This is a genomic window from Nocardioides sp. cx-169 (assembly GCF_021083605.1).
Lineage (GTDB): Bacteria > Actinomycetota > Actinomycetes > Propionibacteriales > Nocardioidaceae > Nocardioides.
Genome location: NZ_JAJNRO010000004.1, coordinates 565,918 through 577,904, shown reverse-complemented (window position 1 = coordinate 577,904; position 11,987 = coordinate 565,918). Strand labels below are relative to the sequence as shown.

The 11,987-nt window shown below is 70.3% G+C and carries 9 protein-coding genes; 2 read left to right on the top strand and 7 right to left on the bottom strand.

Annotated features, from left to right (window positions below):
- Positions 1-56 precede the first annotated feature (56 nt).
- Complete coding sequence (locus tag LRP67_RS08570) at positions 57-779, top strand: TIGR03089 family protein (RefSeq protein ID WP_231269745.1); 723 nt, start codon at positions 57-59, stop codon at positions 777-779.
- A 22-nt stretch (positions 780-801) separates the two neighbouring features.
- Here LRP67_RS08570 and LRP67_RS08565 read toward each other — a convergent pair whose 3' ends face one another.
- From LRP67_RS08565 to glf, 5 genes are all read right to left on the bottom strand, one after another.
- Positions 802-3,657: an FG-GAP-like repeat-containing protein gene (locus tag LRP67_RS08565; RefSeq protein ID WP_231269744.1), complete on the bottom strand. Its 2,856-nt coding sequence runs from the start codon at positions 3,655-3,657 to the stop codon at positions 802-804.
- 360 nt (positions 3,658-4,017) lie between these two features.
- Entirely contained in the window at positions 4,018-4,809 is a 792-nt protein-coding gene (locus LRP67_RS08560) for an ABC transporter ATP-binding protein (protein WP_231269743.1), read from the bottom strand.
- Positions 4,809-5,693: an ABC transporter permease gene (locus tag LRP67_RS08555; RefSeq protein WP_231269742.1), complete on the bottom strand. Its 885-nt coding sequence runs from the start codon at positions 5,691-5,693 to the stop codon at positions 4,809-4,811. The genes LRP67_RS08560 and LRP67_RS08555 overlap by 1 nt, the downstream gene beginning before the upstream one ends.
- Positions 5,686-7,677, bottom strand: coding sequence for a glycosyltransferase (locus tag LRP67_RS08550; RefSeq protein ID WP_231269741.1), 1,992 nt, complete (start codon positions 7,675-7,677; stop codon positions 5,686-5,688). Before LRP67_RS08550 ends, LRP67_RS08555 begins: the two co-directional genes overlap by 8 nt.
- Positions 7,674-8,843 carry a UDP-galactopyranose mutase gene (gene glf / locus LRP67_RS08545; protein ID WP_231270017.1) on the bottom strand — a complete coding sequence of 390 codons (1,170 nt, stop codon included), beginning with the start codon at positions 8,841-8,843 and terminating at the stop codon, positions 7,674-7,676. Before glf ends, LRP67_RS08550 begins: the two co-directional genes overlap by 4 nt.
- A 143-nt stretch (positions 8,844-8,986) precedes the next feature.
- Between glf and LRP67_RS21825 the strand changes: the two genes are divergently transcribed.
- On the top strand, positions 8,987-10,126 hold the full coding sequence (locus LRP67_RS21825; protein ID WP_231269740.1) for a phosphatase PAP2 family protein: 1,140 nt from the start codon (positions 8,987-8,989) through the stop codon (positions 10,124-10,126).
- Here LRP67_RS21825 and LRP67_RS08535 read toward each other — a convergent pair.
- Both LRP67_RS08535 and LRP67_RS08530 read right to left on the bottom strand, forming a co-directional pair.
- Positions 10,089-11,021 carry a glycosyltransferase family 2 protein gene (locus LRP67_RS08535; RefSeq protein WP_231269739.1) on the bottom strand — a complete coding sequence of 311 codons (933 nt, stop codon included), beginning with the start codon at positions 11,019-11,021 and terminating at the stop codon, positions 10,089-10,091. The genes LRP67_RS21825 and LRP67_RS08535 overlap by 38 nt on opposite strands.
- Complete coding sequence (locus LRP67_RS08530; RefSeq protein ID WP_231269738.1) at positions 11,018-11,938, bottom strand: glycosyltransferase family 2 protein; 921 nt, start codon at positions 11,936-11,938, stop codon at positions 11,018-11,020. Before LRP67_RS08530 ends, LRP67_RS08535 begins: the two co-directional genes overlap by 4 nt.
- Between the last annotated feature and the right edge of the window lie 49 nt (positions 11,939-11,987).

Genomic DNA, 11,987 nt, shown 5'->3' with positions numbered 1-11,987 from the left:
AGCCTAGTGGCGCCACTGGTGTCCGGGTGCGGAGGCCGCTCGGGGAGACTGAGGAGGTGACGACCTTCCCCGCAGTCCTGGCCCGGCGGCTCCACTCGGACGGAGGCCGGCCGCTGGTCACCTTCTACGACGACGCGACCGGCGAACGGGTCGAGCTGTCCGTGACGACGTACGCCAACTGGGTGGCGAAGGCCGCCTCGCTGCTGGTCGAGGAGCTGGACCTCGAGCGGGGCGACCGCCTGCGCGTGGACCTGCCGGCGCACTGGCTGGGCCCGGTCTTCCTCGGGGCGGCCTGGACGGCCGGGCTGGTGGTGAGCGACACCGACACCCCGGACGCGGTGGTGTGCGGCCCCGACACGCTGGACGCCTGGGCGCCGCGGGCCGAGGAGCTGCCGGTGCTGGCGTGCTCGCTGCTGCCCCTCGGCGTGCGGTTCGCCGAGCCGGTGCCGAAGCACGTGCACGACGTGGGGGCCGAGATCTGGTCGCAGCCGGACTCGTTCGTGCCCTGGAACCCGCCGCAGGCCGGCGACCCGGCCACCTGCTTCGGCGGAGTCGAGGTGAGCCAGGAGGAGCTGTGGAGAACGGCCGCCACCGGAACTCTCGTCGCCGATGGCGGCCGTCTCCTCTCGGTGGCGAACCCGGCTTCCCCACCAGGTGTCGCCACGTTCAGCGAGCCGCTCGCGAAGGGCGGCTCACTGGTCCTGGTGGCCCATGCCGAGCGGGAACGGCTCGAGGCGACGTATGCCGCCGAGCACGCCACCGCCCGCTTCCCTGCATGAGCCCAGGACGTCTCTGGGACCGCTAGCCCGCCAGGTCGTAGCCCCCCATCCCCTCGGCGAGGAACCGGCGCGCCCCGACGCCTGCGGCGGTGAGGGGCAGCAGGTAGAGGTAGCCTGTGGCCCGCTCGCGCAGGATCAGGTCGGAGTGCCCGGTGAGGCCGATGTCGCTGATCCCCACCACCCAGTCGTACGGCGCGAGGTCCACCGACAGCGTCTTGGACCCGGTCAGCCCGCCGGGCCCGTTGCCGGGGCGCACCAGCAGCCGGGTGCCGTTGCGGAACAGCGAGTCCGGGGCGCCGTCGGCGTCCCATCGGCCCACCGGGATCTGCCGGCTCGCCGCGACCCGGCCGGCCGCGACGTAGCCGGCGGCCAGTCCCCCGGTGCCCAGGCCCGGGTAGATCATCATCGACCCGCCCGCGGGCTGGCCCATGAGGTCCGGCCAGCCGTCGCCGGTCATGTCGCCGACCGCCGCCAGCAGCTGCACCTTCTTGAAGCCCTTGGCCAGGAGCCGCAGTGCCCCGAACCGGCCCTTGCCGTCGCCAAGACGCAGGTACAGGTTGCCGTTCTTCTTGTTGCGCGTGACCATGTCGCCGTGGCCGTCGCGGTTCCAGTCGCCGGCGTTGAGCACGGTGTCGGCGTTGGCGAGGCTGATGCCGGTCGCGATGGGGGCGCCGGTCTCCCACGTGTTGCGGTTGGCGAAGAGCACCACCGCCCCCCCGCGGCGCGCAATGAGGTCGGGGGCGCCGCCGGCCACCAGGGGGGCGCCGCTCAGCGCGCCGACGGTCTTGGTGCGCACGATCGGGCCGAGCGCATGCCCGTAGGTGCCGTTGCCGAGACCCGGCAGCACGTAGCCGAGCTTGGTGTCCCCGCGGCGCACGTACAGGTCGGCCCGCCCATCGGCGTTGTAGTCGCCGAGCCCGGTGAGCGTGTCGAACGGCGTCCAGCCCCGCGCCACCACCACGCGCTTCTTGAACTTGGCTCCGGCAAGCCCGGCGTGCAGGTACATCGTGCCGGTGCCGCGCTCGCGGCCCAGCAGGTCGACGTGCCCGTCGCCGTTGACGTCGCCGGCTCCGACGATCTTGTCGTAGGTCCCCCAGGCGGTGCCGACGAGACCGCGCTTGGCGAAGGAGCCGCCACCGGCGCCGAGGAACGCGTTGAGCCGGCCGGCCGCGGTGCGCGCGACGAGGTCGTTGCGGCCGTCGCGGTCGAGGTCGCCCACCGCCGTGATCGCGTCGTGGCCGGCGAAGCCGCGGGTCTGCTTGACCAGGGAGCCGAAGGCGCCGGCGTTGTTGCCCGGCAGGACCCCGGCCGTCCCGTCCTTCGACCGCACGAACAGGTCGCCCTTGCGATCCCCGGTCAGGTCGGGCGAGGCCACCACCGTGTCGAGACCGTCGGCGCCGGTGAGGACGGTCTTGGCCGGGGCGATGGTCGTGAGCCCGCCGGTGGGCACCACGTAGCCCATCTTGTCGCTGGCATTGCGCACGATCAGGTCGGGGTGCGCCGTCGAGGCGAGGTTCGACTCGAGCTCGCGACCGGTCCAGCCGCGCTGGGCGGCGGTGGCCAGCTCCCGGATCCTGGGGATCTTGGCGTAGAGGTACTTGCCCGGGCACGCGGTGGACCCGGCGTCGCGGTGGCCGTTGATGGCGCGGAAGCTCTTCTTGCCCACGCGCTGCGACGGCGAGGACGCCGTCACCCCGTGCAGGGACAGCTTCCAGGCGAACAGCGCGCCGTAGGCCTGGACCATCGCCGCCGGCGGCTGCTTGATGTCGAAGTTGCCGATCGCCGACATGGCGAACGCGTAGTCGTTGTAGCCCAGGGTGTGCGCCCCGACCACCGGGCGGTCCACGCCGCCGGCGCGCCCCTCCCAGATCCGGCCGAACCGGTCGACGAGGTAGTTGTAGCCGATGTCGGACCAGCCCCGGGACCTGGTGTGGTAGGCGTAGATGCTGCGCAGGAGGCCGGGGACCTCGGCCTGCGAGTAGTCGTTGGCGTTGACCGTGTGGTGCACGAAGCCGGCGTGCACCTCGAAGTAGTGCAGCGACCCCTTGTCGCGCATCCGCTCGTCGGCACCCCACTGGGCCCGCGAGTAGATGACGGGCTTCGGCGTGAACGTCGCGGCCTGGAGGTCGATCGCCCCCTCCGCCTCACCGGTGCCCTCGGCCGGCGCCTGCGGCACCGTCACGTCGCCGGCTACGCCGGTCGGCGCGGCCTCGCGCGTGTCGATCTCCGGGGCCTCGACCGTGGTCGCCTCCGGCTCGCCGGGTGCGATCACGGCCAGGCGCAGGTCGGGAGGCGCCGCACCGTCAGTGGTGGTGACCTTGACCTGGACCTCGTCGACATCCCCGACGAGCAGGGCGTCGGTGCCCGGCCGGGCGTTCCTGGCCTCCGCGCTGCGGGGGTCCGGGCCGTGGTCGGCGTCGTACTGAACGGGCATCCACTCGGTCCACGCGTCCGCGGTCTCGGTGCGCACGTGGACCTGGATCGCCTCCTCCGTGAGCTGCTTGCCGTGCTCCCACGTGACGCCGACGGCGCCGTAGCCGGTCACCTTCTGCGGGAGGCTGGTGAGCTCGCTGCCGCGACCCTTGCCCGGGACGACCCGGGCCTGGAGGCTGCCGGCCGCGACCCGGCCGCGCACGCCCGACGGTGCAGTGAGGGGCACCTCGGTGACGACCGGGTCCACGACGCCCGCGGGCAGCACGGACTTCATCGCGGTGGTCTTGGCGTACGCCGCGAGCGCGGTGGGCGCCGAGGTGACCGGCGCTCGCTGCACCACGTCGAGGGAGACGACGTTGGCGGCGGGCACGAGGACGGCACAGACCAGGCCGAGCGTCAGCAGCTGCTGGCACGCGGTGACGAAACGGGCTCGGTGAGAAGGCATTTTCTACGACTCCAGTGCGAGGGGAAGATTCACACGAGCCGCAACTGTCACACGCGTAACAGGGCTCCGCCTAGAGGATCTGAGTAACTACAATCGTGTAATTTCCAGTCGACACGCCGACGAATTGAAGATTTGTCAAGCCGGCCCACCTACTTTGAGGCGGCGGGAGGACATCGTCACCGCGTTCGACGCCGTCCCGTTCGACACCTGGCGCTCCCCCGCCCCCGCCTCGCTGTCCGGCTCCCACTACTACGCCGACAACCTCAACCGCGGCCACTTCGGGCACGCGGTGACCGAGCAGCTGTCCATGCTGTGGGGGTGGGTGCGGGCGCGTGCCACAACGCCGAGGAGGTCGAGGGGTCAGATGTCGTTGCCGATGGCCTCGTCGACCTGGTCGCTCTCGTTGTCGTTGCCGTCGTCGTACTTGAGGTAGCGGATGCCGGCGTTGACGCCGCCGTCGAAGCCGACGCGGCCCTTCTCGAGGACGATGACCCGGTCGCACATCTGACGGACGGAGCCGGCCGAGTGGCTGACGTAGAAGAGGGTGCGTCCGCTGTCGCGGACCTCCTGCATCTTCTCCATGCACTTGCGTCGGAACGGGCGGTCGCCGACGGCCAGGGCCTCGTCGGCCAGGAAGATGTCGGAGTCGACGTGGATGGCCACGGAGAACCCCAGGCGGGCGAACATGCCCGAGGAGTAGTTGCCGACCGGGCTGTCCAGGAACCGGCCTATGTCGGCGAACTCGACGATCTCGTCGAACTTCCGCTTCGTCTCCTGCTCGGTCATCCCGAGCACGGCGGCGTTGAGGAAGATGTTGTCGCGCCCGTTGAGCTGGGGGTGGAAGCCGGCGCCGGTGGCGATCAGCCCGGCGATCCGCCCGCGGGTGAGGACCTTGCCCGCGTCGGGCCGCATGACGCCCTGGACCAGCTTGAGCAGCGTGCTCTTGCCCGAGCCGTTGAGCCCCATGAGGCCGATCGACTCGCCCTGCTCGACGGTGAAGCTGACGTCCTCGAGGGCGCGGAAGGTGTCGCTGATGTCGCGACCCTTCATCAGCGCGACGCTCATCTGCTTCAGGGTGCGGTGGTAGCGGAGCGTGAACTCCTTCGTGACGTTGTCGATCACGATCGAGGTGGAGGCGGGGTAGGAGGTCATCAGAGGCGCTCCGGGATCCGGTTCTCGAAGCGGCGGAAGACCAGCTGGCCGATCACCAGCATCACGAATCCGATGCCGAGGGCGAGGAAGGAGTAGGCGAAGAGGTTGTCCGGGATGTGCTCGGCCTGGGTCGCCGCGGGGTCGCTGGTGGTCCCTACCCAGAACGCCTGCTGGACCAGCAGCACCGCGTCGGCGACGGGGTTGAACAGGTAGTAGCCCGCGGCGGCGCCGAAGCGATCCTCCACCAGGCTGTAGGGGTAGATCATGGGGACGCCGAAGCGCACGAAGTTGCTGAGGATGGTGACGAAGCTGCCGACGTCACGCATGAACACGTTGGCCACGCTGAAGACCAGCGCGAGCCCGGTGCCGAGCAGGCAGATGATGCCCAGCGCCAGCACGAACCCGAGCAGGGCGACCGGGTCCGGCGTCCAGCCGCAGGAGACGCAGATGATCAGCAGCACGATCAGCTGCGGCCCGATGTGGTAGAGCGAGACCATCATCGAGGCCACGGGGAACATCTCCCGTGGCACCGCCATCTTGCGCACCAGCGCCTTGTTGCGCACGATCGAGCGGGTGCCGGCGTTGAACGTCTCCACGAAGAACTGGACGATGATCAGCCCGCAGAACACGTGCACGGCGAACATCTCGGTGCCGCGGTCCATGATCTTGCCCATGACGAACCAGAAGATGAACAGCTGCGAGAGCGGGTTGATGTAGGACCACAGGAACCCGAGCGCCGAGGCCTGGTAGCGCGCGTTGACCTCGCGCCGTACGAGCAGGCGCAGGAGGTAGCGCCGCCGGAAGACCTCCAGGAGGCCCGCCGACGGGGACGGGCTCACCAGGGGGGCGTCGACGACGCGCCGGGGAGCTGCGACCTCAGTCATCGGCCCGCTCGGTCCACGGCTTGAACGTCTCGTCCCATGCTTCCGGGGCGGTGATCGAGTCGAGCTCCTCGCGGTACAGCCGGGCGAGGCGCGGCCACTCGCGCCGGAAGCGCTCGTGGAGCTCGACGGTCCGCTTGGTGAGGCTGCGGAAGAGGGCGGGGTCGCGCTGGTAGAACGCCGCCGAGGTGCCGTCGTTCATCGACACGATGGCGGAGTCGTAGCCGGCGAGGCGGTACCAGCGGGCGTCCATCGCGCGCACCTCGGCCTCGGGGTGCTCGCGGGACAGCTCGCGCGGCGGCTTGAGCTGGCGCAGCGGCGCCAGGCCGGCGGTGACCAGCTGGGCGAGGCGGCCCGGGATCTCGACCGGGTCGCGGCCCTTGCGCGGCGGCTTCTTGCGCCGCACGTCCGGGAACGCGTCGGGGTCCGGCTGGAGCTGGGCGTCGGAGAACTCCTTGCGCGTGGCGTTGACCTCGCCCAGGCGCACCGGCAGCATCCGGTGCAGCACGTGCGGCCCGGCCAGGACGTCCTCCATGGCCTGCAGGCGCAGCTCGGCGGTGGAGTACTGCATCGACACCAGGTGCGCGATCTGGTGGTTGAGGCTCTCGCGGATCATCCGCCCGCCCTTGGGGTAGGGCGAGTGGAGCAGCGCCGCGATCAGCCGGTTGCGGTGGTGGAAGTAGGCCTGCCAGTCCAGGGCGTCGTTCTTGTCGGTCCACGGGACGTGCCACACGGCGGCGCCGGGCAGGGTCACCGTCGGGTAGCCGGCCTCCTTGGCGCGCAGGCCGTACTCGGAGTCGTCCCACTTGATGAAGAGCGGCAGCGACAGCCCGATCTCCTCGAGCACCTGACGCGGGATGAGGCACATGAACCAGCCGTTGAAGTCCACGTCGATGCGCTTGTGCATCCACCGGCTGGAGCGCAGGTTGCGGGCCGCGAGGTCCCAGTCGGAGTAGGTGTCGAGCGGCGACTGCCACCAGAAGCGCCACGGCTGGACGATCTCGCCGAAGGAGTGCAGCCGCGAGCGGCTGTAGAGGCTGAACATGTGGCCGCCGACCAGCGTGGGCCGCCGGGCGAGGTCGGCGAAGGTGATGGCCCGGATGATGCCCTCGGGCTCGCAGACGACGTCGTCGTCCATCATCATCGCGTAGGTCGCGGTGCCCTTGCGGACCGACTCGAGCTGGCCGCGCGCGTAGCCGCCGGAGCCACCGAGGTTGCCCTGCTCGATGACCCGCAGCGTGTCGCCGAGGGCCGCCTCGGCCTTCGCGAACTCCGGGGAGTCGACGACCTTGTCGGTGCCCTGCTCCATGACGAGGACGGTGTCGAGGTAGGGGCGAAGCTGCTCGTCCTCGCCGACCTGCTGGAGGAGCTTGGCGCAGAAGTCGGGGCGGTTCATCGTTGTGATGGCCAGGTCGAGGGTGCCGTGCTCGGCGCGGTCCTCGGGCACCTCGGCGGTCCACTCGGCCGAGGCAACCACCACGTCCTCGTCGCCGGCGACGACGTTGTACCAGTACCAGCCCCCGTCGACGAACGGCTTCAGGGTCAGCTCGAAGACGAAGGTCGCGGCGCCCTCCTGTCCCACGGTCGCCGACTCGACCCGCTGCGAGCGCCCGTTGGCCATCGACTTGTAGACGATGACGCTGGCGCCCCGCCCGGACACCTCGACGGTGAGCGTGACGGCCTTGACGATGGTCCAGCGGCGCCAGTAGCTGGCCGGGAAGGCGTTGAAGTAGGTGCCGAAGGACAGCCGCTCCCCCGACTTCACGCGGAACGAGGTGCGCGACTCGATCTGGTCGGGGTGGATCGCCCGGCCGGTCGAGGTCGACTGCCGGATCGCGGCGTTGTTGAGGTCCTTGGCCGCCCGGTTGCCGCCGATCTCGTAGCGGTCGGCGTCGAGGCGGGCCTCCTCCGGGTCGACGTACAGCGGGAGGACGTCGAAGTCCCGGTCGAGCGGAAAGATCTGTCGTTGCAGCAGTCGCGTGGTCATTCGTCCACTCCCCCGCTCGTCAACGGCGCACCGTCGGCGAAGTGCGGCTTCAGCTTGTTCTCGAACATCGACAGCGCCGAGCCGATGGCCATGTGCATGTCGAGGTACTTGTAGGTGCCCAGCCGACCACCGAAGAGCACCATAGGCTCACGCTTGGCGCGCTCGCGGTACTTCAGCAGCTTGGCCCGGTCGTCGGCGGTGTTGATCGGGTAGTACGGCTCGTCGTCGTCCTCCGCGAACCGGCTGTACTCGTGGACCACGATGGTCTTGCCCGGCAGGTAGGTCCGCTCAGGGTGCAGGTGCTTGAACTCCAGGATCCGGGTCCACGGCACCTCCTGGTCGTTGTAGTTGACCACGCCGGTGCCCTGGAAGTCGTCCACGTCGAGCGTCTCGGCCTCGAGGTCCACGGTGCGCCACGACAGCCGCCCCTCGGCGTTGTCGAAGTACTCGTCGACCGGCCCCGTGTAGACGATCGGCACCTTGCCCTTGTAGTCGTCGGCCACCGCGAAGAAGTCGGTCTCGAGGCGGACCTCGATGTTGGGGTGGTCGGCCATCCGGGTGAGCCAGGCGGTGTAGCCGTCGGTCGGCAGGCCCTCGAAGTCGTCGTTGAAGTAGCGGTTGTCGAAGGTGTAGCGCACCGGCAGCCGGGTGATGATGTCGGCCGACAGCTCGGTGGGGTCGGTCTGCCACTGCTTGGCGGTGTAGCCCTTGACGAACGCCTCGTAGAGCGGCCGCCCGATGAGGGAGATCGCCTTCTCCTCGAGGTTGGTCGCGTCGGCGGTGGCGATCTCGCTGGCCTGCTCGGCGATCAGCGCGCGCGCCTCGTCCGGGGTGTGCGACTTGCCGAAGAACTGGTTGATCAGCGCGAGGTTCATCGGGAACGAGTAGACCTGCCCCTGGTACTTCGCGAAGACGCGGTGCTGGTACCCGGTGAAGCTGGTGAAGCGGTTGACGTAGTCCCACACCTTCTTGTTCGACGTGTGGAACAGGTGGGTGCCGTAGACGTGGACCTCGATCCCGGTCTCCGGGTCGATCTCGGAGTAGGCGTTGCCCCCAAGGTGGTGGCGGCGCTCCAGCACGAGCACCTTGAGGCCCAGCTCGCTCGCGCAGCGCTCGGCGATGGTCAGCCCGAAGAAGCCGGAACCGACGACGACGAGATCGGGCATGGCGTCGGGGCTGGGGTGAGGGGAGGGCACGATCGGTCAGTCTACGGATCGGTGGTGGCCAGGACCCACTTCCCACGCACCCCGCATGATGTGTGTCACATTCGGATGCGACGCCGAGGCGGGGGTCGTTCTAGGCTGTCCGGGTGCAGGTGCGAATGGCGTCCCGGTCCCTAGGCGAGGACTTCCGTTATGCCTGGCTCGCCGGGCTCCTCATGGCGGGGGCCACGCTCCTCATCGCCTGGCTCGAGGACCTGCCCATCCGCGATCCGGACAGCCTGATCCCGGGCTACATCCGCTTCCCGGCGATCGTGCTGGGCGCCATCTCCCTCGACATCGTGCCGCGGGCCCTGTGGCGGGCCCGCCGCGCTCCCCTGTCGCTGTGGACGGTGCTCCGGGAGATCACCCGGGAGCGGTGGCCGGCGTCGCACTGGCGCTTCGCCGTGGGTGGGGTCATGGCGTGGTACCTGTGCTACGCGACCTTCCGCAACCTGAAGAGCTTCGTGCCGTTCGTCCACGCGGAGGGGGGCGCGCCCTTCACGGCGACGGACAACGTCTACGACACCACCATGGCCCGCCTCGACAAGCTCCTGTGGCTCGGCAACGACCCCGCCCAGGCGCTGCACGACATCCTCGGCACCGGCTTCGCCGCGCACCTGTTCTCCGCGGTCTACATCATCTGGATCGTCCTGGTCCCGGTCTCGATCGCGATCGCACTGGTCTGGACCCGGCACACGGCCGCCGGCTCCTGGTACGTCACCGCGGTCGCTTTCGACTGGGCGCTCGGCGCGGTCATCTACCTGCTGTTTCCTTCGGTCGGCCCGATCTACTCCGACCCCAAGACCTTCGCCGGCCTCCCCGAGACCTACGTCTCCCAGCTCCAGGCGAGCATGTGGGACGACCGCCTGGCCGTCGTCGGCGACGTGGTCGGGTCCGGCACTCTGCAGACGATCGCGGCGTTCGCGTCGCTGCACGTGGGGATCATGGTGACGATCTGCCTCATCGTGGAGTACGTCGGTCTCGCGCGGTGGCTGAGGGTGGGGTCGTGGGTGTTCCTGGTGCTCACCGTGTTCTCCACGGTCTACCTGGGCTGGCACTTCTTCATCGACGCGATCGCGGGCGCCGCCCTCGGCGCGTCCACCGTCTGGCTGGCGGCCATGGCCACGGGCAACCGGGTCGGGCTGCGGCCGCGCCTGAGGCGCGAGGAGCCCGGGGACGCCTCCCTGGTCGCCGCGCCGGCCCCGCGGGTCAGCCAGGACCAGGACCCGGACCCGGCGCCGCGCTGAGCGACAGCCGGCGCATGCTGCGCGCGTCGCGGAGTGCCCGCACGACGTTGCTGGCCTCTGCCCGGCCGCCGTGCAGTGGGCTGAGCACCAGCACCGCGAGTGCGATCAGCCACGGCTTGAGGCGGACGGCGAGGTTCTCGCCGTACCGCAGGTGCACGACGAAGAGGTTGCGGTACATGAAGTACCCCTTCCACCCGGCCAGGTCGTGCTGCTGGTCGAAGTCGAGCTGACGCACCAGTACCGCGTCGCGCACCGCCCAGATGCGGTGGCCGGCGCGGCGGGCGCGCAGCGCGAAGTCGACGTCGTCGTAGAAGATGAAGAACGTCGGGTCGGGCAGCCCGATCTCCTCGACGACGCTGCGCCGCACGAGGAAGCCCTCGAAGGCGACGTTCTCGATCTCGACCAGAGGCGGCATCGCCGCGCGGGAGCCGTAGTCGGTCTCGACCATGCCGGTCTTGGGCTTGATCGCGAGCGGGTTGCGCAGGTCGAAGCGGGTCGCGGCCTTCTCCACCAGGCGGCCCGCGGTGTCCTCGCGGACCGCGGCGAGGCAGTCCTCGTCCTGGGCCATCAGCACGGTGAGGCAGTCGGGCGCCGGCACGACGTCGTCGTCCATCAGCCAGACCCGGTCGAAGCCCTGCTCGACCGCCGTGCGCATGCCCAGGTGGAACCCGCCGGCGCCGCCGAGGTTCTCGGCCGGTGTCAGCACCTGCAGGGGTAGGCCGGTGCGGGCTGCGAGCACCTGGGGGGTGTGGTCGGTGCTGGCGTTGTCGACCACGATGACCGCATCCGGGCAGCGCTCGAGCGCGGCGAGGCCGTCGAGCATGCCGACCAGGAGATCGGCGCGGTTGTAGGTCACCACGACGACCGCGACCGTCTCGGGGCGAGGGCGCGTCACGCGAGGTACCTCCGGTGACCGGTGAAGTCGCCGCGCAGGCCCGCGACGGCGGCACGGGCGCTGGTCAGGATGCGGCGCGGCTGCGGGCGGGTGAACAGGTAGAACCACACGGTCTTGGTCCAGAACATCAGCACGTGCGGCCAGCCCCGGTAGGCGCGCAGGTTGACGGTGTTGTTGCGGGCCATGCAGTAGTGCTTGAGCTCGCTGGGGGTGTGGTTGTACGTCGTGCGGCCGAACATCATCGGCGTCCCGAGGTCACCCACGCTGGGGTGCAGCACCCGCGCTCCCACCACCGTGGCGATCCGCCCGCCGGCGCGCTCGGCGCGCAGGCGGTACTCGTGGTCGTCGCCCCAGATGAAGAACTCCGCGCGGGGCAGTCCGATCCGCTCGACCAGGGCCCGGGTGACGAGCACGCCGTTGAAGGGGATCACCACGTCCCGGATGAGCCCGTCCACCGCCGCCGAGCGGACGTCGTCCAGCTCGTGCACGGTCCTGGTGCCGCCGGGCAGCCGGATCGGGAAGACCAGCCGCTCGGGGCGCTGCTCGTCGACGACCACCGGTCCCCAGAAGTCCAGGTCGGTGCGCTCGAGCAGCAGGCCCAGGCAGTCGGGGTCGGGCAGGCCGTCGTCGTCCATGAGCCACGCGAGGTCCGCACCACGCTCCATCGCCCACGCGAGCCCGTCGTGGAAGCCACCGGCGCCGCCGCGGTTCTCCGCGAGCGTGCGCCGTACGACGTCGGGCTGGGCGTCCAGCCACTCCCCCGTGCCGTCGGTCGACGCGTTGTCGACCACCAGCACCTCAGCCAGCTCGGGCACCTCCCGCAGGCGGGCGACGAGCCGCTGGAGCAGGCCGAGACGGTTGAACGTCACCACCACCGCCACGACGCGGGGGCTGCTCACGTCCGGCTGCTGGGTCACGGCGACCACCCTAGGGGGCGCGTCAGCGCACGCCGACGAGCGTCCCCAC

Coding starts and splice junctions, on each gene's coding strand:
- LRP67_RS08565 (WP_231269744.1), bottom strand. CDS start 3,657: ATGCCTTCTCACCGAGCCCGTTTCGTCACCGCGTGCCAGCAGCTGCTG.
- LRP67_RS08560 (WP_231269743.1), bottom strand. CDS start 4,809: ATGACCTCCTACCCCGCCTCCACCTCGATCGTGATCGACAACGTCACG.
- LRP67_RS08555 (WP_231269742.1), bottom strand. CDS start 5,693: ATGACTGAGGTCGCAGCTCCCCGGCGCGTCGTCGACGCCCCCCTGGTG.
- LRP67_RS08550 (WP_231269741.1), bottom strand. CDS start 7,677: ATGACCACGCGACTGCTGCAACGACAGATCTTTCCGCTCGACCGGGAC.
- glf (WP_231270017.1), bottom strand. CDS start 8,843: ATGCCCGATCTCGTCGTCGTCGGTTCCGGCTTCTTCGGGCTGACCATC.